This window comes from Pseudomonas sp. ES3-33 (assembly GCF_000952175.1).
Lineage (GTDB): Bacteria > Pseudomonadota > Gammaproteobacteria > Pseudomonadales > Pseudomonadaceae > Aquipseudomonas > Aquipseudomonas gregormendelii.
Genome location: NZ_JZRI01000008.1, coordinates 104,306 through 129,864, shown reverse-complemented (window position 1 = coordinate 129,864; position 25,559 = coordinate 104,306). Strand labels below are relative to the sequence as shown.

At 52.8% G+C, this 25,559-nt stretch carries 13 protein-coding genes and 1 pseudogene; 8 read left to right on the top strand and 6 right to left on the bottom strand.

Going from position 1 to position 25,559, the window contains the following annotated elements; all coding sequences use genetic code 11:
• Positions 1-182: 182 nt before the first annotated feature.
• The 5 genes from UB23_RS01315 to UB23_RS01295 are packed head-to-tail and all read left to right on the top strand — an operon-like array spanning position 183 to position 11,491.
• Entirely contained in the window at positions 183-1,865 is a 1,683-nt protein-coding gene (locus UB23_RS01315; protein ID WP_236695814.1) for a DNA cytosine methyltransferase, read from the top strand.
• 20 nt (positions 1,866-1,885) lie between these two features.
• Complete coding sequence (locus UB23_RS01310; protein ID WP_045057528.1) at positions 1,886-4,030, top strand: hypothetical protein; 2,145 nt, start codon at positions 1,886-1,888, stop codon at positions 4,028-4,030.
• Positions 4,027-5,568, top strand: a complete 1,542-nt coding sequence (locus tag UB23_RS01305) for a hypothetical protein (protein WP_045057527.1) — start codon at positions 4,027-4,029, stop codon at positions 5,566-5,568. The genes UB23_RS01310 and UB23_RS01305 overlap by 4 nt, the downstream gene beginning before the upstream one ends.
• On the top strand, positions 5,561-11,044 hold the full coding sequence (locus UB23_RS01300) for a hypothetical protein (protein WP_045057526.1): 5,484 nt from the start codon (positions 5,561-5,563) through the stop codon (positions 11,042-11,044). Before UB23_RS01305 ends, UB23_RS01300 begins: the two co-directional genes overlap by 8 nt.
• Positions 11,045-11,068: 24 nt before the next feature.
• On the top strand, positions 11,069-11,491 hold the full coding sequence (locus UB23_RS01295) for a very short patch repair endonuclease (protein WP_045057525.1): 423 nt from the start codon (positions 11,069-11,071) through the stop codon (positions 11,489-11,491).
• 110 nt (positions 11,492-11,601) lie between these two features.
• Here UB23_RS01295 and UB23_RS30045 read toward each other — a convergent pair whose 3' ends face one another.
• On the bottom strand, positions 11,602-11,949 hold the full coding sequence (locus tag UB23_RS30045; RefSeq protein WP_236695817.1) for an HNH endonuclease: 348 nt from the start codon (positions 11,947-11,949) through the stop codon (positions 11,602-11,604).
• 1,114 nt (positions 11,950-13,063) lie between these two features.
• Here UB23_RS30045 and UB23_RS01285 point away from each other — a divergent pair.
• The gene (locus tag UB23_RS01285; protein WP_201777860.1) at positions 13,064-13,591 is read left to right on the top strand and encodes a helix-turn-helix domain-containing protein; all 528 of its coding nucleotides are present in this window, start codon (positions 13,064-13,066) and stop codon (positions 13,589-13,591) included.
• Positions 13,592-13,980: 389 nt separating this feature from the next.
• Here the strand turns inward: UB23_RS01285 and UB23_RS01280 are convergent, their stop codons facing one another.
• The 3 genes and pseudogenes from UB23_RS01280 to UB23_RS27960 all read right to left on the bottom strand — a co-directional run bounded on the left by UB23_RS01280 (position 13,981) and on the right by UB23_RS27960 (position 19,826).
• A complete protein-coding gene (locus UB23_RS01280; RefSeq protein WP_045057523.1) occupies positions 13,981-16,503 on the bottom strand; it encodes a hypothetical protein in 2,523 nt (840 codons plus the stop codon).
• Positions 16,500-19,127 (bottom strand): hypothetical protein, encoded by a 2,628-nt coding sequence (locus UB23_RS01275; RefSeq protein WP_152644219.1) that lies wholly within the window; start codon positions 19,125-19,127, stop codon positions 16,500-16,502. Before UB23_RS01275 ends, UB23_RS01280 begins: the two co-directional genes overlap by 4 nt.
• A 215-nt stretch (positions 19,128-19,342) precedes the next feature.
• Positions 19,343-19,826: pseudogene (locus tag UB23_RS27960) on the bottom strand (nuclease-related domain-containing protein).
• Positions 19,827-20,210: 384 nt separating this feature from the next.
• Here UB23_RS27960 and UB23_RS01260 point away from each other — a divergent pair.
• Positions 20,211-23,111 carry an ATP-binding protein gene (locus UB23_RS01260; protein ID WP_236695813.1) on the top strand — a complete coding sequence of 967 codons (2,901 nt, stop codon included), beginning with the start codon at positions 20,211-20,213 and terminating at the stop codon, positions 23,109-23,111.
• Between the two features lie 583 nt (positions 23,112-23,694).
• Positions 23,695-23,949, top strand: coding sequence for a helix-turn-helix domain-containing protein (locus UB23_RS01255; protein ID WP_045057522.1), 255 nt, complete (start codon positions 23,695-23,697; stop codon positions 23,947-23,949).
• A 45-nt stretch (positions 23,950-23,994) separates the two neighbouring features.
• On the opposite strand, the gene UB23_RS29030 is transcribed toward UB23_RS01255, so the two are convergent.
• Complete coding sequence (locus UB23_RS29030) at positions 23,995-24,228, bottom strand: hypothetical protein (protein ID WP_152644218.1); 234 nt, start codon at positions 24,226-24,228, stop codon at positions 23,995-23,997.
• Between the two features lie 2 nt (positions 24,229-24,230).
• Positions 24,231-25,451, bottom strand: coding sequence for an MFS transporter (locus tag UB23_RS28155; protein ID WP_160298057.1), 1,221 nt, complete (start codon positions 25,449-25,451; stop codon positions 24,231-24,233).
• Positions 25,452-25,559: the final 108 nt, after the last annotated feature.

Below are 25,559 nucleotides of genomic sequence, written 5' to 3'. Positions count from 1 at the left end.
AGATACTGTACATAAACACAGTTAACGATTTTACCCCTGCCTTGGCTCGTATAGACACAGCTGCAACCACATCAAGTCTCGAATAGGCGATGTCGTGGTAGCTGCTTTCGCCGGACGAGATCATTGGCTTGTGCTAACTCATTGTAGATAGCCCGGTTAATACGGGCTCATGGAGCTCAATCATGTGTGTTCCAGACGATATCCAGAATTTATCCAAGGCAAATTTTCTCGACGAATTCAACCACATAAGTGGAACCGGAAATTTGAAACGCTGCCGATGCATAGTCGACGCGAGCCATTGCGTTTGCTTGCGGGGCAATCCATTATCCATCACTATTGCCGGTTCGACGCCTATCGACCCACCTCTGGAAAGCTTGCCGAGTAAGCCTCTAGCATCGATGGCAAAAAAATACCATCATCGGGCCGCCCACATTGGTGATAGCCAAGGGCTTCGCGAGACGCTCCCTCCCCTGAACACAGCCATATCCGGGCAGGAGCCCATGAAAAAAATCGAGACCTTCCCCCCGCTACCCGCCCCCGGGCAACCGCTAATGTTTGCAGATCTTTTTGCGGGCTGCGGAGGCCTTTCGCTTGGTCTTTCGCTCGCAGGGATTAATGGAGTATTTGCCGTCGAACGCGACAAAATGGCCTTCTCCACACTGTCTGCGAACCTGATAGAAGGGCGTAATGTACCTGTGCCCCAGTTCGCCTGGCCTGATTGGCTGGAGGAAAAGGCCTGGGGTATCGACGAAATTCTCGAGCGGCATCCACTTGAGCTTTCCAAGCTCAGGGGCAAAGTGCATGTTCTTGCAGGAGGTCCACCCTGCCAAGGTTTCAGTTTCGCTGGAAAGCGACTGGAATCCGACCCACGAAACAAACTGTTCGAGAAGTACGTGGAAATGGTCAAGGCCATTCAACCCGCGGCCCTTGTTCTGGAAAACGTACCGGGCATGAAGGTCGCGCATCAAGCCAAAACCTGGAAAGACTATGGCTTCCCATCGAAGCCCCAGTCCTATTACGACAAGCTTGTCGAAAGCTTGGACAGCGTTGGCTACCAGGTCCTTGGTCGAATATTGGACTCGTCACTCTTTGGAGTACCGCAGAAGCGCCCACGCCTAATTGTAATAGGGGTCCGCAAGGATCTTGCTCGTCATCTTCATGGCGGCGCCTCCCGGGCATTTGAGCTACTAGAGGACGCCAGGATCAAGCAACTGGAGGAGCTCGGCCTTCCAGAAATGGTCAGCGCTTGGGACGCCATTTCTGATCTGGAAGCAGAGCACACAGGGACCAGGCCATGCACTGACCCCTCTTCTCGCACCGGCTTCCTAGAGCTCGCCTATGCAGGTCCTCGGACACATTACCAAACCCTTATGCATCAGGGGGGCGACGGCTCCATGGACAGCGTACGCCTAGCAAAACACAAGCCCGAGATCAGGGAACGGTTCATGAAGATCATTCAGGACCCCGAGTGCGCTAAGGGTGTTGTAATGAACTTGGCCCAAAGGGAAAAGTATGGTCTCAAGAAGCACCGTATCTGCCTGATGCGAGCGGGCATCCCAGCACCGACAATAACAACACTGCCCGACGACGTGCTCCATTACAGCGAGCCCAGAATATTGACCGTACGAGAGTCTGCGCGCCTTCAGTCGTTTCCCGACTGGTTCCAGTTCCGCGGCAAATTCACCACGGGTGGTAGCCAGCGGACTAAAGAATGCCCGCGCTATACGCAGGTGGGCAACGCTGTCCCTCCTTACCTTGCTAGAGCGATTGGGCTGGCCATCAAGTCGATACTAGAAGAGGCCATGGCGGGCGCTAGCCAACAAACAGTCAATGAAGTAGAACAAGAAATCTTAGCCATAGCTTAAAAACATAGGAGTCGAGGGGAATGGATAGCACCCAAATGGAAGGGGCGCGCTACCCCGCTGCCCTTGTCGACTGGGCCGGCCATCACTCGGGGGGAGTGAAGCGGCTTTTAGACAACGAAAGCGGCCAGCCTAACAAACTATTATTAAGGACAAGCCTTCTCGCTCGACTCCAAGCCTGGGCCGAAAAGCTTCCGGCCGACAGCACGAGCATCCCGAGGATTATCCTTCTGGTTGGCGGACCAGGTAATGGAAAAACTGAAGCGATCGAATCCACTATCCACTGGCTAGACGCGAGCCTAGGCTGTGGGGGACGGCTCATCGAAGAGCTGTCAAAGGCGTTCCATCCATCCGCCGGCTTCAAAGTCCCACGAATAGTAAGCGTCGATGCTGGAAGCCTTTCAAGATTCGATAGTAGCCTGAGCTTGGATATAGTTCAGGACGCCACTTCTACAGCTGGTCACGAGGGAAGCACTGCACCAGCACTCCTTATCGAGGAGCTCGGCAGGCTTCTGGATGGTCCACCATCCCAAGCTTATCTATGCTGCGTTAACCGTGGCGTCCTCGATGATGCGTTGATCCATGCTATCGACAATAATCTGGAAAAACCGCGCGCCATCCTCGAGGCTGTTACGAGGGCTGTGAGCCTAGCGTACGATGCCCCTTCATGCTGGCCACTCGAAGGCTTCCCATCGATTGCAGTCTGGCCAATGGATGCAGAGTCCCTTCTAGTCAAGCCTGACGACGAGACTTCGGCGCCAGCGGAAATCCTCATCGGCCAGGCCACTGCATCCGAAATGTGGCCCGCAAAGGGAGCATGTCCAGCGGGCGAAAAATGCCCCTTCTGTACCAGCCAGGTCATCTTAGCCAGAGACGAGCACCGAACTGCACTACTAAAGATTCTACGCTGGTATGAGCTAGCCAGCGGCAAGCGCTGGAGCTTCCGTGACCTTTTCTCCCTTACCTCGTACTTGTTGGCTGGTCACCACCCTGTAGTCCATGACTCAGCAAGGCACACGCACCAATCAACACCTTGCCAATGGGCCGAGAACCTCGTCGAACTTGACCACAAAGCAGCAGGCACAAAAAAGCACAACCGGCAAACACTCACTGCGGTTTTCCACCTAGCAACGTCAAGCTACCAACATGCATTGTTCCATCGTTGGGACAAGGATGCAGCGACCTCGCTCCGCCGTGATCTCAAGGACCTAGGGCTCGAGAAGGAGCTAGATGCCGAAGCAGGGCGAACCCTGATGGGGCTTGTGTATTTTCTCGCAGAGAGAAAGACACATTACCTACCAGCTACAATTGCGCCATTGCTGGAAGGCCTCGTCGAGACCTTAGACCCAGCATTCGCAAGTCCCGACAGTCAGGTCGCCGTAAGTAGCCAAAGCATGATTAGCCTCGGCGACCTCGACATTCGCTTTAGTCGCTCTCTCGCCGGCGGAATAGAGTTCATCCGCAAATATAAAGTGTTATCGCGAAACGAGATTGAGCTACTCAAGCGACTTTCCAATGCAGACGAAATGCTTTCTATGCCAATTGTCCGACGAAGGAGACCCGTCGCAGCCAGTCGTGTTCAACATTTACTTCGCGACTTTGCTTGCCGCCTAGTCCGCAGAAGCATTTGTACCCGAACGGCAGTAGTTGCAGATTTCAAGATCCTGCAGGCTTTCCAGCTGGTCGTCGAAGAGAATGACAAGCACCAGCTTTACGAGGTAGTACAGCAAGTGAAGGGCCTGCTGAATACCGGTCAGGAATTCGAGGTCTCGCTAACCACCACATTCGGACAACCACTTCCACCCAAGCAACGTCAGGCGACATTGGTTGTGCCTCTACGTCAGGTCAGGATGCTGCCCCAGAACACTCCAGGACGACCTCGCCCCCCAATCTGTTACCTCGGGGTCGGCCATGTGCAATCGGCGCAACCAATCCCTCTTACCTATGACTTGTTCAAGGCAGTGAAGGAGCTAGAGAGGGGGCTATCCCCTGCCTCTCTCCCTCGTACGGTCTTGGCCCTATTGGATACAACAAAAGCTCGTCTATCTGGTTCCATTGTCCGGGATGAGGAACTTCTCGAGCATGCCAAAATTCGTATCGGGTCAGATGGCACTGTAGTGGCTCGCTCATGGGATGGCTTAGTCGCGAGCAAGGAGGATGTCGTATGAGCCTTATGGAATTCAAGCAAGCACCTTGGCGCTTCTCCAATAGCATTTATCAGAAGTCGGCTCTAGCTATGAGCCCTGCGCCGGAATACGCAAGCTCAGAGGTCCTGCTGGCCTCGCTCTACCGGACGATAGGCTTTGAATCAGCAAGCGAAGGCAGCGTGCCACAGGCGGGACGTGATCTAGATAGGCGCATACAGAAGCTTCGAGAAAAGAGCCAACTGCCGCCAAGTGGAGCGGTGATAGGCGTGGATGCTTGGCATACCGTGCTTCATGGGATATTGGAGAGCCCGAAACTTCCTAACCAGTCTTCCAAACGCTTTGTGCAGGTTACTCCTCTCGTACCAGGAGCGGCGATCTTCTCCGGCTCCGCTCGGCTAAGTAGCAACTCCTGGCCTGCCGGCAGCTTGATACGCCGCATGGTCTGCCTGGGCTCAAAGGATCAGGAATCAGCGCAGCGCCTTTGGAAACATCTCTTTGACTCTTTAAGTGTCAATGATAAAGACGACTTCTTCGCCCGCTGGCTTGAGCAGGAGACATCGTCGTGGAATCAAGGCGCAGGTACATGGTCACTAGCGCGGATCCCGGAAGAGGAAGCGACAACACTTACGGCGTCCGACTTTCAGGAAATTCACTTCCTGCCAGCCAGACGATTTGCCAAGGACCTGCAAGCCATCATGCAGGCGAAAGACTCCATGACTCGCCGGCAATGGACTAGTTTATTAGAGGCTGTGTTGCGCCTAGGAGCAGTCTCCCATGTGACATGGTTATGTGACGTCCACGCGAGGATTTGGAGCTGTCTCTCCGCAGCACTTACCGAAGGCGCGGCGCCTAACGAGAAAGAGGTAAGGATCGCAATTTTCCCTGAAGCCCCGCAATACATGGCTTACGGAGGAAAGGCTCTTCAAGGTATCAAAGACAAGGTTTCCAGCTACCTAAACGCCAGGCTGGGGATCAATACGCTCCTTTGGTCACTCAAGCAAATAGGAACCCCCTACGAGGGCGATTTCTCCTCAAGTAAAGGAATTGCCGCACTTTGTCAGCATATCCAAAACCATAGAAATGCCCTCCTTCGCGCAGGGACTCTCGAAACCATTATCGATATACGCGAGCAAGAAGCTCGCGCGTTGCTATGCAGGAAAGGCATCGGCTCGAATCTGCTGGAGTTCGCGAGGCACGCGCTAGGGCAACGCCAGACTGCAGTCCCGTTGCTTAGGGGGTATGACCAAGGATATATCCTCAAGAAGAAAGGAAGCAGTCCATCCAGTCCATGGATCGTATCCCTTGGACCTGTAGCTGTGTTGGCTTTAGTCCACTGCGCCCTCGCCGGGATGGGTGGCCCTCGCTCAATCCATAGACTAGGGCTACACCTCGAAGCCTACGGCGTTACCGTAGATAAACACGAAATAGCCAGGAATGACTTGGGGCACCAGCTAAGGATGCTCGGTCTTGTGCTCGATAGCCCAGATGCCGAGAGCGGCATGCTGCTATTGCCACCGTTCCACACGAGCCAAGTCCTTCAGGAATACGAACATGAATAAACTCGCAAACTGGCTCGCATCAATTGTCCGTGAAAAAGCTTTGGGTGCAACACAGGGGCTTAGCGGCAAGAAATTTGAGTACCGGCTGATTTTCCGCGGCCCCCCCCTTGAGATTCTCGAGCAAGTCTACGAGGAGCTCGCTCGTGATGGGGGGATTCAAGTTATGTCTGGAATAGACGGCAGTATGGTGACTCTACCAGTACTGCTCCAGTATCCAACTGACCAGATGAGTAGCCATAAGCTTCGTATCGGGGAGTCTGGCAAATGCGATAACGACCACTTGCTGGATGTACGAAATGATCCAAATAATTCCAGCTTCGTAGCCCTAGTTCCTGCGGGCCAGCACAACAACCTTTCGATCGAGTCTTCAAGTGATGTCTTCGGCATGAGTGCCGATCTCGAAAAATGGTGGGACGATGGTTTTGTGCAGCAATCGGTAAATGAGGCATTGCTCGTCGCAGGTATCGTAGATTCGCAGAGAGACGATGCGAAGCAATTAATCCGTGCAGCTGCAAGCTCCATCGACGAAGTGGATCCAGAACACGCTAACCACGCAGCTTCATGGCGCATGCTATCTCGCATATTTTCGATAGAGACCGCCCAACTACATCTCTCACCTGGAAATGCGCTTGCTCTGGCATGCGGTCTCCCCCCAATGGCAGACAATGGGATCTCGTCGAAGGCACAGCTCTCCGTCATAGCTAAAATTGCAGATGAGCTGGCTGATGGGTTCAAGACTGGTATTGAACGCCTAGCACAAGGCGCCCCTGACGACATCGCTCAAGCTCTTCGAGAGTTGCTCCACCACCTTCAAATAGGCTGCGACGTCCCTACTGCCTTTGAACGTGCAACCCAGGCGTTTTATTTGCCAGGGAAAACCCTAGCGCTAGTTTCTCCACCCCTTTGGTGGACGCTGCTAACTATAGAGCAATGGACTGATCTGCTTGCCGAAGAGCCCGATGAAGTCATCGGAGAGATCAGCATTCGATGCACGAATAGTATTATTCCCGCAACCAAGGGCTTACCAGCGATCGTGCGTGACAAGGTGGGGCTAGCCATCTCTACGAGCGAAAGCGGTCAACCAGAAGAGTTTCTACTGACAGGGGGTTCCTATGGTAAGGCGCCAACTCCGTTACTAGCATCCTCTAGCGGAATTAATGAATACACAGACCTTCTCCCTCCCGCACACAAGACACCCATAACCTATAAGGTCACCTCTACGGGGTGCAAGCCTGCAAGTATCCGGGTCATTTCCTTAATGAATTGGAAGCCAGGGATACTGGTAACCTGCAGGCTAGCGACAAAACTGTCGCCGCCTAAGAAACCTAGTAAAAAGACTGCAGCGATGGACTGGGAGACATCCCTTTCGCTGCCTGGTTCGGGTCGATATGAACTGCGTCTCCACCTGTCACCAGGAGCAACCATTGGCAACGTGGAGGGCATGCCGGACGATGCTACTGAACTAGAAGGACAGCAACAATCCCTCGACGCGCGCCTCGTAGGAGAGGATGAATATCTAGTAGAAGTGGAGGCCGACGGTAAGTATCAACTAGATATAGCCTTCAACCTCTTGGGTGAGACCTCCCCTCAAACCTGCAGAGTTTACCTTGCTTGCGATGAGGCAAAGGAGGAAGGCTGCCGGAGCGAGTTCGAGCGCCTAATAAAGCTGAACCGCCGACATCTTGAAAAATTTGATACAAAGGCCGTTGTCCATCTGGACCGGAATGCGCGCGCCTCAAGCTTGCAGTCTTGGATACTTGAGGAGCAGAACGTAGCCAAATCGTTCAGCCCCCTAGTGATAGCAGATGACTACGTATCTAGTTGGGTTCCACCCAACTGGAATGCCGCTAATGGCCCCATTCTCTCGCAAGGCCGCTTCCTGCATGACCCGCGCCCCAACACCCTGAGTTTCCAGCCACCAAAGGGATTCGTGGAAACTCGACAAGAGATTGCAAAATACATACGAGGCGATGACCAGTCGGGGCTCATCGAGTCTGCGACGCTAGGAGCCTGGCTCTCGGAGGATACTGAGTTTCGCGTACTCGCCGAAACCTATCTCGATGCTTACATGTCTTGGCTCGACACCGACCCGGACATTGCTTGTTGGATAGATACCGTTGCGGTCTGCTCGCTAGAACTAGACGGACGAACCCTGAGTAGAATTCCAGAAGCCATCATCCTTTCCCCCCTTCATCCATTGCGACTTGCATGGCATTGTCTTGCCCAGAAAGTCCTACGGGACGAGGTGGAAGGCGACTCACCCTTGCCTTGTCCGGCGGCAAGTATTCTTGACCCAGATTGTGTTCCCGACCTGCTGACCATCTCGCTTCAGTCTCCGAGTGGCGTTGAGCGGATAGACTTCCTGTCCGTCGAATGCAGTTCCGACTACTGGTCTGTCCTTTGGAATGGCTCTCGCCTGGGCCAGCTACCAGCCCGTACCCGACGCCCCCCATTCGACAACACCTTCGGCCTAACTGTCGGCGGTATCTCAAGTGGATTCAGCCCCGCTCAGGTTTCGCGCGCACTCGACGATGTAACCAACCTTCTTGCAGCAAAGCCCATTATCAGTCTAGTAGTGTCTAGCGCAGGTGGTACTACTGATGCCTGCAACGAAGGTTTGACTAACTGGTGTACAAAGCGGTTCGGTAACGGAGGCGCGAACACACCTATGCAAAGCGTCGGTGCGAAGATTTTGGAAGTTTTCGATACTAGGCTTTCAGGAAGGCCTGACCAGGCTACGATCGCCAACCTCTCCGAGGACACCGATAACCACGTTCGCTGGTATGACAAGCAACCGTTAGGCGCCACGCCGGATCTAGGCATCATTGCACAACTGGATTCGGCAGAACCTGGCTCCAAGGATGTAGGCATGCTCTCACCGATGGGTGTTGGTGGCCTAATCAGACACAGAGTCAGGCGTCAGCTTCAAGGCTCATTCCTAAGTGAATCCCGTCAAGGCCGGCAGATGCCTCCCTCTGGCGAACAATTCGCCGACAAGGTTTCAGCATGCATGCTTATGGTTGAAAGGATGAGGGACAGTAAGGTTGGACTGCAGTTCTCGCCTAGCGTCCACGCAGTGTCCGACATGCTTAAGGAAAATAGCGCCGGCTATGTTGCAGTCTCGTCTTCTGCAATTGACCCAGCTTGTTTTTTGGGTGGCTGGATCGAAGGTACTTACCTGTGGGACTACGACCTCCCTTCGTATTCCCATCGCGCAGGCGATACCAGCGGCTACTACCTCTTGTCGCAGGTCAAGCAAGCCGATCGTGATGCCTTACGCCGTGTTCTGAAGCCCCTTCCAGGATGCGACAACTTAGACGACTCAAAGATCGAGCAGATTCTTCTAGAGGTCGCTAGGAGAGGAATTCCCACCGTTCGCGGTCTCTCCGGTGACGATACAGGCGCTACAGGCGACCTGGGTCTATTCCTAGCGGTCCGACTCCTTCAAGACCAGTTCCGGACCGAAGGAAACCTGAACAGCTTGTTACCAGTGCTCGCGGGTTCGCCAGAGGAAATCACAATCGCGATAATCGTTCCCGTCGACCCGTTCAGAGGTTATCTTGCCGACCTTGCACGCTCCCTCGGCAAGGAGCGCAAAGAAACCTCCCTTTCACGCCCCGACTTGCTTGTCGTCGGCGTGCGAATCAGCAGCGACAAAGTTCATCTGCATCTGACGCCGATAGAGGTCAAGTGCCGCCAAGGAAGCGTGTTCGGAGCCACCGACTCCGTCGAAGCCCTTTCTCAAGCCAGAGCACTCTCAAAACTCTTGCAAGCCATCGAGGAACGCGCCAATAAATCTTTGGCATGGAGCCTGGCCTACCAACATCTACTACTCTCGATGATTGGCTTTGGCTTACGAGTCTACAGTCAGCATCAGGCAGTAGAAGGACAAGCTACCCGCTGGGCCGGGTACCACGAGCTAATCGCCGCAGCGATCCTCGATCCTGACTCGAGACCTACTCTAGACTTACGGGGACGACTTATCGTCGTCGACGAATCAAGCCTCAGCGGCCCACATAATCGTGATGGCGACAATTTCGACGAGACGATTGTCATTTCAAGCAAGGATGCAGGTCGTATCGTACTCGACAGTGATCCACAGTCGTTCTACGACGCCGTGCGGGCCAAGGTGGGCGATTGGGGATTATTGCCTCCCCTGCTAGTCCACACTACCAGCCTGCCTCCTTTCGACAGTTCTGCAGCGGAAAGCGAGCAGTCGGTAGACTCTTCGATAAATTCAAACAACGTACCCGTTGTGCAGTTAATCAATGAAGAAACATCCTCCAGCAATTCAAATGGAGAGATCGCATCTTCCTTGCCTCCTGACGAGTTAGGCAGCGGAGTAATCCTTTCCGTAGGTAAAACAGTTGATGGTTTCGAGCCAAGACAGCTAAGTTTGAACATATCCGATACTCGACTCAATCAGTTGAACATCGGTGTGGCAGGTGACCTCGGCACAGGCAAGACCCAATTCCTCAAATCGCTTATCCTGCAGATATCCAGAGCCAGCGATGCAAACCGTGGGATCAAGCCACGCTTCTTGATCTTCGATTATAAGAGCGACTTTAGTAGCCCGGATTTCGTAGAGGCTACTGGGGCAAAGGTGGTGAAGCCCTACCACCTACCTCTGAACCTATTTGATACCACCGGAATGGGCGAATCCTCAGCACCATGGTTGGATCGGTTCCGGTTTTTCGCAGATGTCCTCGACAAGGTGTACTCAGGCATAGGTCCAGTGCAGCGGGACAAACTTAAAGCAGCTGTCCGTAACGCTTACGAATCAGCTAATACTCAAGACCGCCAGCCTACGATCTACGATATCCATGCGGAGTACAGAGAAATACTTGGCGGGAAGTCGGACGCTCCAATGGCAATTATTGACGATCTGGTGGACATGGAGGTGTTTGCAAAGACCAAAGGTGAGACAAAACCTTTCGACGAATTCTTCGATGGCGTCGTGGTGATATCCCTGAGCTCAATGGGACAAGATGACCGAAGCAAAAACATGCTCGTCGCCATCTTACTAAACATGTTTTACGAGAACATGCTCAAGGTGCCCAAGCGAGCGTTTACAGGCACCGACCCGCAGCTCAGAGCGATCGACTCCTACCTATTGGTGGACGAAGCCGACAATATCATGCGCTACGAGTTCGACGTTCTACGCAAGCTGTTGCTACAGGGGCGGGAGTTCGGCACTGGCGTGATACTAGCCTCGCAATTCCTTAGGCACTTCAAGGTCGGCGCTACCGACTACAGGGAACCATTACTGTCCTGGTTCATCCACAAGGTACCAAACATCACGCCCGCCGAACTGGGAGTCCTCGGCTTTACATCGGATCTTGCTGAACTATCAGAGCGTGTGAAGACCCTACCTAACCATCACTGTCTCTATAAGTCTTTCGATGTTTCGGGAGAGGTAATTCGTGGCCTACCTTTCTACGAACTGGTTAAGGAGGGAGATGAAAGCCCGGCCTAGGAGCTCTCGATCTGGAGGTCGGATATGACCGACTTCCTCTCTCCTAAAGAGCGGTCAGAGAGGATGGCCCGAATTAAGGGGAGTAACACTCGCCCAGAAATAGCACTGCGCAAAGTGTTGCATGGTCTCGGCCTGCGCTACCGTCTGAATGGGGCTGGCTTGCCCGGCAGGCCTGATCTGGTGTTTCCCCGTTACAAGGTTGTGGTTTTCGTCCATGGATGCTTCTGGCACAGGCATTTCGACTGCAGTATTGCCACGACACCGAAAAGCAACACAGCATTTTGGGTGGAAAAATTCGAGAGGAATGTCGCCCGGGATAACCAGGTGACATCGTCCCTAAAGGCATCAGGATGGAAAGTATTTATCGTTTGGGAATGTGAGGTGAGCTCTACCAAAAAAGCAAACACCACTGGAAAGCGGCTTGCGGATTTAATACGAAGGGAATAGGAGAATATTTATCTAAATTAAATGGAACACCGTTAGCCCTTCGATAAAATACCCCTGACAGTTTCATTTTTTTGCGAAAATTTATAAAGCCACTTATTAAGTAATTCCTTCTACCCGGCAATAATACTTTCTTTGAATGAAATTGCATCTTGAAGCTTTATACCAAACTCCTTCCGATCAACGGAATAGTGGGCACGACGATGACAATTAGGACAAAGTGCAGCGACATTTGAAGGTAAATCTGGCCCTTCATCGGCAAGCCGAGTGAGATGGTGTACTTCAAGAAACCCCCGCCCATCAGGACGAGTGAATGGTGCGAAGGACCCGCACGCTTCGCATTGCCCATTTGATCTAAGCGATGCGTAGAGGTGAACTGCAGCACTCCTAGACCTATACTCCACCAAGCTTATCCGAGGCTCGAATTTATTGGAGACTAAAGACGTTAGTCGATACTGCATTTCCCGCAAGTCACCAGAGAATTCTAGATCAAGGTCACTTTGCTCATTATAAGAATAGTACCTCACGTCACTGATAGGCAGCAGGTGAAAACGCCATAGTTTATCACCCTGACGACTACCATTACTCGGCACGAACTGGTCAAAACCTGAGACATTAAACTGCCCACAATAGGAAAATAATTTCCCATAGGTACCTCGAGCGGCCACCTCTCTTGCAGTAGGTTCTCTTGTAGTAAAGAGCAGAACTGAAAAGTCTCCAGAAGAGAGCTTAGAGTTCGCGGCATTACTCAGAGATTGATCACCCATGCGGCCTTGGCCAAAATACCACCAAGTACCGTCAGATAGTCGCTCATCCGAGTAACCAGCTTTCTTACCGCCTCGGCCTCCTGATGTACAAATAAGACATCCTGTCTCCTCCCTCCCCCAGAGAACACCTGACTGTGCTTGTCTGCTACCTATGAATTCAAGGAGACGGGATCTTTCATACTCTTGACCAATGACAAAGGGGGACATTTTCACTCCAGACCACGCATCAAGTTGTATCAACATACGCGAAGACAGAGCCGGACTATAGAGAAACTATCAATACGCCACCATGCGAGAATCAACATCTCCCGGGAAATCAGAAAGCTTCTGCGATGCTCCGAGGGATTAAAGCTTAGCCACGCGACGCCCCGAGGGTCAGGAAAATTGGTACGTAAGCATCCGGCCAATACACCTTCATGATCCCAACGCTTAGGGCTATGGTGACCAAGTATTTGCGTCCGTATCGACCACCTCGTATGCCGCCTGAGTAGCATATGCCGTAGTGACGACAGGCTGTATTCGACCCATTGCAGGCAGTCGTGACGTAAAGGAAACGGGGCCGGTTCCGTGAGATATTATCCTTGACCCATTGAGGGAGGCAGCTCCAAGTAGGGGCGGCGGAAGGAATACGATGGTCTAACAGTTAGCAGTGGCTGAAGGAATGCGCGCCAAAGCCGTAGCACGTTCGACAAGCCCTCAGGCCACCGACGGGAACACCAATGTTCCCACGGGGAACACAGTAGTTCCCACAAGGATCTCATGATGATACTATTTTGGTCGTCGGCAAGCCTATCGAGGTAAATCCATCATGACCGAAATGCAGAACGTAACTACATACACCAGTATTTGTATGATCCTCTTACGCGAATTGCGTATGGAGCGTGGCGTACATCAAGCGCAGGTTGCGGACTGGATAGGGAAAACCCCGAGCGCATGGACGAAGGTAGAGGCAGGTAAAAGCCCACTGCAATTTGAGACGTTCGTTCGCGTCTGCTTTAGTTTTCAAGTTCAGCCATCAACAGTGATGGCCACTGCGGAGCGTTACGCGGCACTGCTTCGTCAGCATAAATGGGCTGTTCTGGCTACTGAGCTTGATCTCAACGAGGACGGACTATTGCGCTACGCGCAGGAGTACTGGGCGTCGCCGGGATGTCGCAACTCGCTGCCGAATCCCTGGGGCGCCCCCTCGGTACTAAATGGTCCACTCTACAACCCGGATAATACGATCACTCTTGCCAGCGCCATTCGGTATGCACTCGACGCGAATTTTCGAGCCGCGCAACTGAATAATCAGGTGCTGCCAGGTAATGCGCTGCAGCCTGAAGCACTTTACTAGGGGTAAGAGTTGAGGCTCGGAGTGCTGGGTGCAACGTCGCCAGCAGACCAGCTAAGAGCCGCACTGGCTAGGCCCGTCTTATGCAACAACCGCTGCATAAGACGGTGCCTTTGATAGACCGCCTCCGAGACCCAAAGCGGCCAGTCCGCACTGGCAGAAATTAGTAGATCTCTGCTCCTCGCTAGCGGCAGCAGTCGACTCAATATAGGTCGAAGGCCGGCCAACGCCAGCACATACAAATGCTGACTAAGTCTGATCCGTACTGCTTTTTCTGTTGGCTGATCTACTTCTCTTGGCTTTGTGGAGCCATTGCGACCTCGCTTCTGCTACCTAGTCTTCAGGGCGCAATCTGTCACTGTTAGATCCTGGCGCCTGAAGCGAGCCCCCCATCACGACAGTAAGGGATGGTGGAATCGATAAATTCTGCCGCGTTCGTTTAATACGCTCAGGCGATGTAGCGACTCAGAATCGCTGAGACCGGCTCGCCGAAGTGTGGCGTACAGTAGATAGAACTCTGTTTCGAGATCGCTCGCGAAGATCCCTGGATCGTCGGAACCGAGGCACACCTTAATGTCCGGATCTCCATCCACAACGTGGCCGGGGACCCGCATCCAGCGTAGCGAGTGATGCTCGCCAATGTGGTGGTACTGACTGATCCGGACGTTACTAGACGGCAGTGTCTCAATGAGGACCCCCCGATCGGCAATCTGTTGCATTAGCGCTTGCTGCAGTCGGAGGTAACCTTGGGCATCCATGAAGTCAGCCTCTTTCTCGGTCAGTTCGCCTGCACGTTTGTGAACCCCTGCGTCGTTCAACCACTCCCAGAGCAGTCCCACTGCCTGAGGCTGGTTCTGGCATGCTGACCTAACCCTCAAAGTTTCCTCGCGCCAGAGGTCGCTCAGCGGTTCGTGCTGCGAGCTTTCGTCACCGGTTAGCTGGCGCATCAGGTCAAGGCGACTCAAACCGCGAAGCGCCATCGCGCGTTCGATGTCGAACGCTACCAGCGAACGCCCGAAAATTTGGTGAGCAACCAACTCCAGTTCGCGATGAAGGCGGTGGACGCAGGCTTGCATCTCTGGCACATCCCGCAACAATTGCCACGCGGCAAGCACACTCAGCAACCACTCACCTCGAGGCAGGGTGATTTTACCTGGCATACGATCAAGCCACAGGCTTGGGCGGATCCCCATGGCTGTTCCATGTCCGATACGGTCGCCGTTGCGCAGATCCAATAGTTCCAGTGCATCCCACATGGTGGCTATACCCGACAGAAGGTGCCGGAAGTCTTCACCTGCGTGATAGGTGCGCCGATCCAAACCGGCTCGACGGCAGACACGGAAAACAGGGGCGAAAACGTCAGGGGGCGCGTGTAACTCATTTGCGGCAGCATCGATGCCCCGTACCCATGTCCTTAGTCGAGGCCAGCGGGCAAGGACTGATAGCAGCACATTAGTAGTTCGACGTAGCTGCATGTCGAGTGGGTAGTGCCTATATGGGCCGGACTTGCCCTTTTCATTAGGCGACCAGTCTAGCTTGATAAAATGTGCGACCAGTGCCAGCCGATGAACGCTTCGATGAGGGAAAGTCGGTCGCTCAAAATAGCGGTCTAGCTCGCTCAACAAGGCAGAGAGAGAGCGTGGTTTGATGGACAATCTGCCAGTAGCAGTAGCATCGTTTAGATAATTGAGGTAGCCGCCCAGTATTGCCTGGAACAATCGGCAAGCTTTTAGCGGATCGACTTTGGGGGCGAAGCGTCCCTCCAGATATCCGACAGTGCTACGTGCTAATCGAGGCCCGTGCATGGCGTGAAAGCGCGCTCGAAACTCCCGTTCTGACGGCTCACGAAGCCCCGTCAGAGTGAACTTCTGAAACTGGTCGAACCCATACTGCGCCTCACTCTGAACGAGCAATCGATAGTATTGATTCAGCAGCAGCAGGTATGTATGAAACATCCGAGAAAGTTGGACGCTCGGGTGCTGCCGAAGTCTGGCAACGAGCGCTGCCATCCATGTGAACTCTTCTTCAACATCGGGTTCGTCACGCCACGACGGGGTAGGCACACTTAACCCTTCAGACCACTCGTCGTTGCCTGCGCTATACAAACTTTGACACGACAATGGCAGTAGTGCGTCCGGCGCGAGCTGGCCATTTGTAGAGCCGATGAGCCAAGAACGAAGCCGGCCTGCAGTCTGCAGGTGCTGGTGAAAGACCTGCGGAGTCAGTTCGGGATTCGTCTGTCCAACTAGCTCGCGAATACGGCCTCCGCTCTTCTCGCGGGTCCAGGCGTTCACAAAATCCCGAGTTTCCGCGCGCGAGTCGCGGATTGCACGCAGCCAGCAGATCTCGGCATGCGTACTGCCATTCAGATGTAGGTGTGATTCGTGCAAACCTTCCCGCTCAACATAGTCTGCGACCGGAGCCTCCTCTGGTCGAAGCAAGGGCACAACTTGGCGTCTCCACGGGGCTATCTCTCGATTGAATGAGTCGAGCCGCAAACGAAACGAACGGTCCGAGTTGCACTCCCCCGCGCGAAGAATTACATCAGCTGCTGCTTGGATTGGGAGCGAAGAAAGCCTGCTGGCAACGCCTTGCTGCCAGGAGCCGAATAGATCGCGATGGACACGCAACTCGCCATGCCGCAGGCTCAGGAACTCATCGACCAGGGCCTTGAGCGCATTGATTAGGACGCCATTTTCAGGCTGCTGCCCTGCCAGGAAGCGCCATGCCGAATCGAACACATGATCCGGAAAGCGTGCAGCCCAAGGCTGGTATGCGAGATAGGCGGGCTCCCGTAACTTAGACCAATCCAACTGCTGGGCGAAGGGCGTCTCCCAAGAGAGACGCAGGATCCTGTAGTCCGACAGCAGTAGCGTCGAGAGGAGCGAGCCGATGGAGGCGGCTTGGGCACTCATTCGTGAGTGGCCTCACCAGCACCACGAGATGCAGTTTGTCGGGACCGAGACTCGCCCGTTACGGAAACTTTCTGCATGAGCTCCTTAAGCTCTTTCGGGCACAACAAACCCTTGATCGCCGCTTCATTCATGTCATCAGGAAACAACGGTTTCAACGCTTGGGCATAATCCAGTTCAGTGTCCAGAAGCCCCAGGAGCAAGGGGCATGTCGCCATGATTGCGGTAAATGGGAAATCAACTCTTTGAGGTTTAGCTGAGTTGAGCTTGTCGACAAACCAGCTAGCCGAGGTTCGGGGGTTGTTCCTGTCGATCCTCGAAATAGTCTTCGACGCATCTGACGTATCAAGCAGGTGGTGTTCAGCCTCCTCGACCAAGAATGCGTTAATGACGCAGAGTGAAAAAATCTCCATCACCGTGTCGAATTTAGCACTGGGTTTCAGATCCTCGGCCGCGTTCTGCAGACTGAAGAAGAGTCGTGTCCAGACCTTGCCTAGAAAAATGCCTGAAGGCATGGTCTTCTTAAACAAATCACGCACGCTTTCGAGCCAAGTATTAATGCTCCTCCATAGGGCTTCTTGTTTCGCCCACTCATTCGACTCAGCCAGTGCGCGTTGCTTATCTTCGTCGTCCTCATCTTCCGGTGTAGCGTCGCCTTGGCGCGACCAACTGGGGCCAGAAACGGTTAAAGACGGATAAGCCCGCTCATAGACCGTCCGGGCTTCCAGATCACCCTGGTTATCTGCCGACAGCAATTTCTCGATGAGGCCGATTAACGTAAAGATGGACCCATAGGTACGCGGATTGGTAGCACTCACTACGTTGACCATGCTTAGCGCAAACACGGGCAAATGCGGAATCGCTGTATTATCAACAGCACGTTGGATCACGGCCCGAGCGATTAGCTCGCCCTTTCTCCCTTTCGTACCTCGACGCAGCCCCACAACACCGGGCAAAACGACACGGGGTTTGTAGTTCACGCTGTAGGGCATTGCGATGACTGCTGTCGCGCGCCGAGCCCAGTCAAGGCTGTCTTCTCTACGACCGATGCCCATGTAAGACTTGAATTGGTGGACGCGACCCAATGAAGACGTTGAGTCCTTATCGCTGAGGTGAGAGTTGGCAAGGTTGTAGAGCGACACACTGCCGGGCCCACGCAACAGATACCGAAGAGCTGTTCCCGGCTTGCCGGCGCAGAAATTCGGCACCTCCGCTGCCAGTGCAGCAAAACAAGCCTTGATGTCCTGTTCCGCCGACATTGGCCGGAGATATGGAGCGGTATCAATGTCCCCGTCCTCCAGTGAGAGGTCGAAAACGGCCAGCGTTAAAGCTGGCAACTCTTTTGCGGCAATCGCATCGGTATCGACGGAGAACTTATAGAGGCTTGTCAGCGCTAGGGCCTGTAAGGAGCGGCTGAGCTCACTGGTCAGATCAAATGACCAAACCCCTGACTTTAAGTCGGCAGAAGACGATATCTCCAGATGCGGTGCGCAACTGGATAGCACCTGTAAAACTGAACGCAGAGGTTGCTTGAGCAGGAATTCGGTATATGTGGACACGTCAGAGCTGGCTTTAACACGCAGACCGCGCTGCACTATTGCTTGGACTACATCCTCTACCGATATCTCGTTCTGGCCCCAAGCAGGATGGGTAGCGTGGCAATTATCAAGAAGCTTGATATTCCACAATGGCTTCAACTGCATGCGCCGCCGTATCGGGAAGAGTTTGAGCAAGTACTGCTCTTCCATATGGTCAATCATGCGTAGATATTGGCCCGAGCGGTCTCCTTGCTTTGAACTGCGCTGAAGGTCCAGAGCTGCCTCGGGTCTGCCTGCGACCGTTGTTGCGAAGTGTTGACGCACGAGCAGCGAATAGAGCTCCATGTCACCTGTTACCAGCACCATTAAACGGGGGGTATCTAAGTATTTTCGGATGCACTCCAGCAGATTAATTGCGTGCGTGGAGTCTGTGTCAGCATCGTCGAACCCGAGCATCAGCCCTTGCACACCGAGAATGCGACACGCAGTCTCGAATAGATGGTGCAACTTTGTTCTCAAGCTAGTGCTGTCGCTTGTGCGCTCTAGGCCCCAGTCGAGAAAGAGCTCCGGATCCAGATCGTTGAGCGGGTGGTATTCTTTTGCGAATAAGCTGAGGCCGCCGGCGACGCCCTTGAACGCTCGGCGCCATTCGTCCCGAAGCTGTTCATTATGCATTTGGCGCAGCTCCTTGAGGGCCTCCTCGACCCGCTTGTTGAGATGCTGCAGGATGACGAGCAGGATGATCTCGCTATGCTCGATGCGACTTGGATCTATCAGAGCGATGAATGCCATCTGACTTTTCAGGTCAACATCGGCCTTCATGGCAGCCTTTACTGAGCTCAAGAAGGTTGACTTGCCTGCGCCTCGGGAACCATCAAGAAACTGCGTCCAACCACTGCCGTATGGGTAGTCCTGCTTGAGTGACTCTGCAGGCCTCAAGGTGGCTAGGTGTTCATTCACTTGATCCCGGAGAAGTTCGTAGTGCCGGCGCTGGACAAGCTCGTTGGCCGAGAGCGCCTTTGCGCTATCTCCTTGATCAAGATGAATAAGCACATCAAAGCTTCTCGTTGCGGGCGTTGGCTGGTTCAAGTTGGTATCTCCCTTGGTTTGCATCGTAAACATCGTCGGGAGCGCCTTGTCGGGTGAGCGCGCTACTCGATGGTTCACACTACGAAATTGTTCGATTGTCCTGCCTTGGCCTTTAACTTTCAGCCCAAGCTGCACATTTCTGTCAGACCATATTCGAAAGTTGGTTAAAAGCTGAGCATCACTCTGCACTTGGGAAACACTCAACAGCCCCAGAACTACTGTCCACCTTCAACCAGTTTTCACGTTCCGGGGCACGAGCGCACTTCCGAGTTTCGGGCGTTTCCGACCGGCTGCTGGATTGCTAGGGCGTTTCAAGTTCGGTACATGCTCGCGGTGAGTAACGAGGAGTAGAGAGCGCCAGCCGGCTTGCATTGCATGCATGGGGGCGTCGACTTCGGCCACGCGGAATACCATCGACTGAAATGACTTGATGTAGCAGGTGAAGCCAATGCCCTCGGTGCCGTAATGCGAGAGTAGTACGTGGTCGATCTGCGTGGTGCTATCGGGCGTACTCAGGATGACGTTGTGCAGATGGCGGTAGGTCTGCGTATCCAACTGCCAATGTGCGAACAGACGCACCAGAAGTTCGTCGGCCTCCCCCTTGGCCCAAGGCGACTTGAGCGTGCCGTTTTGCAGCATCAGCGGAATAAACCAGCCAAGCGCACCCCAGAGCTTGGCGATGATGGGGGTGAAGTCCATTTCCTACCTTCAGCAGTCCTGAGAGATTCCGGATATTACCGAAAGTAAGTGTAAATGGACGAAATTAATGCGCGTCTAGCTTGGGCCTTTGCCGCTAATGCGTGCATCGCCCCTGTTTTCGAAGATAGATGTGAATGGCTGCCTTTGGCCGTTACCTACCGATGCGAACGGCTGTATGCGCTGGCCACGTCGAACGCCAATAGGTGGTCAAGTCGAATGCAAACGCCTGGTCAAGTGGGGTGCAATTCGTACCGCAGCCAGAATTTTAGGCAACTCCAGAAAAGTGGGTGAGTATTGAGGTTCCATTGGGTAAAAATTCTTGACGGTAAAGTGGCCAGCTTCCAAACCCGAAGGCTGAGCCCGGTTCGTTAGCGGACTGATTCAATGATCCGTATCGACGCGATCTGGCTGACCACCGAGCCCACGGACATGCGCGCCCGCACCGACACTGCTCTGGCCAGAGTCGTGGCCATTGTCGGTGCAACGCAGCTGCACTTTGCTTACCCGTGGCGGGACTCAACGTATCATCGAACCCGGCCACTCAAATTGGCCAAAGGATCGAAGTCAACCAAGGACAATACAATGACATCCGCATTCCCCACCCTCGATGAAGCTCAAGAAAAACGAATTGCTGCTGTTCATGGCGGCTTTCTCTATCAACATCTGTTCGCGGTCGGCTGCATGCTTAAGGCTCAAGCCGCGAACGTCGTTCAAGTGGTAATCGAGCGCGATGAGGATGTTGAAATTGTCCTATCAAACTGCCGCGTCTATGTTCAGATCAAGACACGTAGCAATCCACTCATACCCAGTGACATAGACACCGCCTTCGAACGATTTGAGAAGCTTCGCCTCGAACACACGGAAGGTCGGCGTCAAGGTAAAGCTCTTTTCGTAGTCGCCTCGAACCAACCGCCGGGGCCTAAATTGACACGCAGCATAGCAACAGGTGACATAGCTGACGACGTACAGTTTTTGTATCCCGGCCAACCGGCACCTCAGGAACTGACATGCTTGCCAGAGTGCTGGAAAGACCTTAAGGACGCGGTTGAAGGGTGCACCAAGCTGGCTTCGCAAGTACCTCATGCGATGCTGATCCCTGACTCGCTGGTTTGGAAGTTGGCCGGCCGAGTATTGGCAGCTGCTACAGGCAGCAAAGCTCTCGGTGGATACGCTTTTGATTCGGAAATCTTGCCAGAGTTGTTTGAGCAGTTGCTGACACAACTGCAAGGTTTCCCTGCCCCGCTGCCTGGGTACCGACCACAGATTGATGAGCCTGCGTTCATCAGTGACCACCGTATACGGATCGTTTGCGGCTTCTCGGGGGCAGGTAAAACGTCTTGGTGCGCGCATACAGCAATGCACAGCCCAGAACGCTGCATTTACTTCAATGCCAGTGAGACTGCTGGCGCCGCGGTAACCAGCTCTTTAGTACGTGAGATAGGAGGAAGCCTCACCGATCGGCCTCATGAAATCAGGGAAATGTTTGCTCCCGGTGCATCCGGTGTGGATGGGCTGAATGCCCTTGATCGCTATCTCCAAGCACAAGGCATGCGGCCGATTGTCGTGATCGATAACGCTCACGAAATCCCAGCGAAGGATTTGCTGACGGTTTTCGCCAACACTGCGAATCTGCGCTTCATCATCCTGTGCCAACCTACGGGATCAACTCAGGAAATCGAACAGCTCAGTGGCGTACGAAGAGAGGTACTCCTGGGGTGGGATCTGGACACCTTGGCATCAGAGGCAGCCCAACTGGGCGCTTACGGCAACGTCGCAACGATGGAACGGCTGCGACAAATGACAGGAGGGCTGCCTCTTTACCTTCAGAGTGCATCTAGGCTCGCAGCCCAGGATTATGGCGGTGATCTCGATAGCCTCTGCGATGCTCTGGACGATCAAAGCACCCTCGACACCACTGCGCAGCAGATCATCCTTACGCGCGTGTTCGCAGGTCTACCAGAGGCAAGTCAGCAAGTAGTTTCTTTTTTGAGCATGGTGGACGTTGTCATCACGACCGCCGAACTGAACACCCTCATGCGTGACTATAAGCAGATGACCCCGCGTGAGGTTGCAGGCGCGATCCGTAGCCTTCGACCATTGGGTATTTTGGAAGTCTTTGGTAGCCAAGAGCTAAAGATTCACGACGCCATGCGGATCGTTGGAGCTAGCTGTTTGCTTGAGGCGCCTGAAGATACTGTCATCCGAGCAAAAACGGTACTGAAGGATTTCTTGCACGATTCGCTGGTTAATGAACAGAATCGCCACCGATTTTCCTTATACGTTCGTACCTTGGTTGACGTTGGTGAAACCGAAATCATCATCGATCTGGCAGGCGAAGAAATGTTCCAGGAAATGGGATTGGGAGAAATTTTCGGGGCGTCGTTGGAGGCAGCCTCGTCGTCACTCGACCTCTCTGCGGAGTCACGTTTTTGGGCACTGGACGCTCTTATTTTCATGATTCGGCCACCAAGCGACCCTCACAAGATCTTAGGATACCTCGCATGCATGGCTCAGTTGATGTCGGAAAATCAGCTATCAGATAGGGCAGTCATGTCGTATCACCAAAAAAATATGTCGTGGCACGGCTTTCAGAAAAACGTCAGTGGCGTCTACGAATCGATCGAACGAGCCAAACAAAGCCCGCTGCTATCCGCAGGACATCTGAGGATACTTTACTACAATGCTGCGGTCGCGCTCTGGCGGTCGGGTGAGAATTCTAAATCCGAGGCAATAGTGTCAAAGGTCATCCAAGAGTACCTAGACCTGCTGGGTATCAGCGAGACTTGGATCTTGGGACGGGCTGCGGACAAAGTCGCCCATTTTTTTGAACAGTCCTCAGCTGATTCGGACGACGTTAAACACCTCGCAGATGCCTTTGAAATGAAGTCCATTCTCATGAAAGAGCGTCGTACAAACCCAATTACATTCCGCCTTTTTGCTTTCAAACTCTACATCTGTATCAGTGCCTACAGTTCGGCCGTCAGGCTTGGACTTGATGCAGCACAGGACATGCTGGATCGACATGATTTTGATGCTGCTAGAGGAATGCTCGCTGACACAGTTCTTCCGCTTATACGCCACGCTAAACTCCTCGACGAACTCAACAGCGCCAGGAGTTTTTACGCGGTCATTTTGGCTTATTGTTCGCAATTCGACGCTGCCGAGCAGGAGATGGCCCGCATTGAGCCTTACCGTGGCGGGTTTACGGAAGCTCAAAGGGAGGAGTTCGACGGTCAGGATGCGCTCATCAAAGAGCTTCGCAACGCGAGCCTGCAGATACGCTGAAACGACTTTCACCTGCTGGAATATAGGGGCAATCGAGGTATCAAGCTGGGCGCACTCGGCAATGATCAGGGTCTTGAAGGGCTTGGAATAGGAGCGGCGTTCTGCGGCATTGGCGTCTGCTCAAAAGGGCCGAAAAGGATGCCCACTAAAATTGGGCGGACACCATCGCCTCAAGCGAAGGGGCCAGGCAGGTATGTTGCCCGGACGGTTACATTGATACTTAGCTATGTGAACGTTAAGCTCAGCGCTAGCTACTTCTGATGCGGCCCCTCAAAACCAACCACGCAAAGTCAGCCTGGGGGGACAAATGGGGGGACAGAAATATCAAGCCTTATAACACCCAGCAATTAAAGGCAAAAATCCAAAAACAAAGCCGCCCACAAGCCGGCTTTTTAATGCCTGAAATAAACCTGTCCGCTTTGGCATCCTTCCTGATTGCTCTTGTACTGGTCTACGCCACGACATGCTCCCAACGTCTGCGACGAAAACAGAATCCACCACAAAACTAGAACCGGTTAAACCCGTTTTGGGATAAACCTGAAAAAGGTTTATTTGATCTGTTGGTAAAAATCGGCAGACCCGCATGAAGACGATTCACACAGCACCGTATCAACACTTTCTCGCGCTTTTGGTCGAGGCACGGAAGACCTCGCAACTCACTCAGCAAGAGCTGTCCGAAAAGCTGGGCCGACCTCAGTCCTACGTATCGAAGTATGAGCGTGGAGAGCGCAGGCTCGACGTGATTGAATTTCTTGAGGTCTCCGTGAATCTGGGTGCTGACCCGCACCGCATCCTGACCGAGATAGAACAAATGCTAATCAGGAACCGCCATGCCTAGAGCGAGCGGCCACTACATGCGCGTACTTGCCACTGGACGCCCGATTTATGCCGGATTGGCTTTTACATTATGAAAATCAAGATCCAAACGAGCGTTGCCGCGCCCATCGGTGAAACCTGGAAGGCGTTCAATAATCCCGGGGATATCCTGCAATGGGACGCCACTGATGATTGGCGCACCACTCATGCAGCGAATGATCTGACGGTGGGGGGACAACTGTTGTTGCGTATTGAGGGTAATGACGCAAGCCTGGGTTTCTCTGTCGAACGACGGAGGCAAACTCACATCATTTGTGATTCTGCATTTTCGATGCGCTTCGACACACACTGGAAATAAATCGCCAATACTGCAGTGAGCAAAGTTAATGTAGAAGCCAAAATAAAAGGTGAGGCCCGACCAAACATTGAAATAAGCAGACTACCTAATATTGGGCCTAAGACGATACAGAGCATTTGCAGGCTTCTGAATGACGCTGAAACCCTTCCTAACTTTTCTGCTGGACAGAGATTTTGAAGTATGACATTAGAAGATATAATCAATAGCTCGTAGCCAAATCCATTTAGAAGCCAAGAGACCATAAAATAAGCAGGGTGGATAACAGGAGAGAAATACAAAATAATACATGCAGACAAGACCCCGGCACTAAAAAAAACCAACCCAAGAGTCCGCAACTTTATTTCATTAAACTTTATTATTTTAAATTTAACCGCAATGGCAGCACATACAGCACCCGCTGCGGTAGAGGATACTATTAAGGAAAAAACAATCGCTGGAAATTGAAGAGACGTTATGAGCGATGCAAGGTGAGGGTCGTAGCTAGCCAAAGCGAGAGATGTTAAGAGCGAGTAAAAAAAACCTATTTTTAACTGAAAGTCTAAGGATCGAAAGATTTTAACTCCGTTTATAAGGTCGATAAAAACTGATCTTATAGTAAGCACAGCATTTGGCAGAGTTGGCTGCAAGCTAGGCCATATAAATCTTAAAAAGGGCACAGCCGCAAGTAGAAGTGCGACTGAAACCAAAAATATTGATTGCACAGGCAGAAAAATAGTGAGTACTCCAGCGAGAAGTGGAGTGGATATTTTTGTAAGTTGATCAAGCAGGCTAGAGTAACTAAAGAAATCTGTTCGACAGTCCGCTGACACTAGCTGCTTAATTGATATCGCTAATGCTGGAAAATATAGCATATTAGCTAGACCTTTAAGCACGGCCATTATTACAAACCACTCGAAGCTAGGCGCGAGAAAAAATCCTAATGTAGTGAGAATCCGCAATGACATTCCCGAAAGAAAGCTGACTCTAATATGTATACGATCTAGAATAATGCCCGCTATGGGCCCCACGAATAGTGAAGCTGCACCCAAGGAGAAGGCTAGAATCGCAATTTCAGAGGGTGATGCCTGCCATAAATAAATAGGCACTAAAAAAATGAGAAAAAAATCAATCCACAGCGAAAGTGATGATAGGGCGCTTATAGTCAGAAGCGCTCTCACATTGTTCATTTTCATGCACCTTAACGGCTTCGCGCGATACGTCGATCGGCAATTCACCACTTAGTAAATACTAAGCCTATGAGGTAGCCCCTTAATCAATGACGCCTTCGCGTTCTC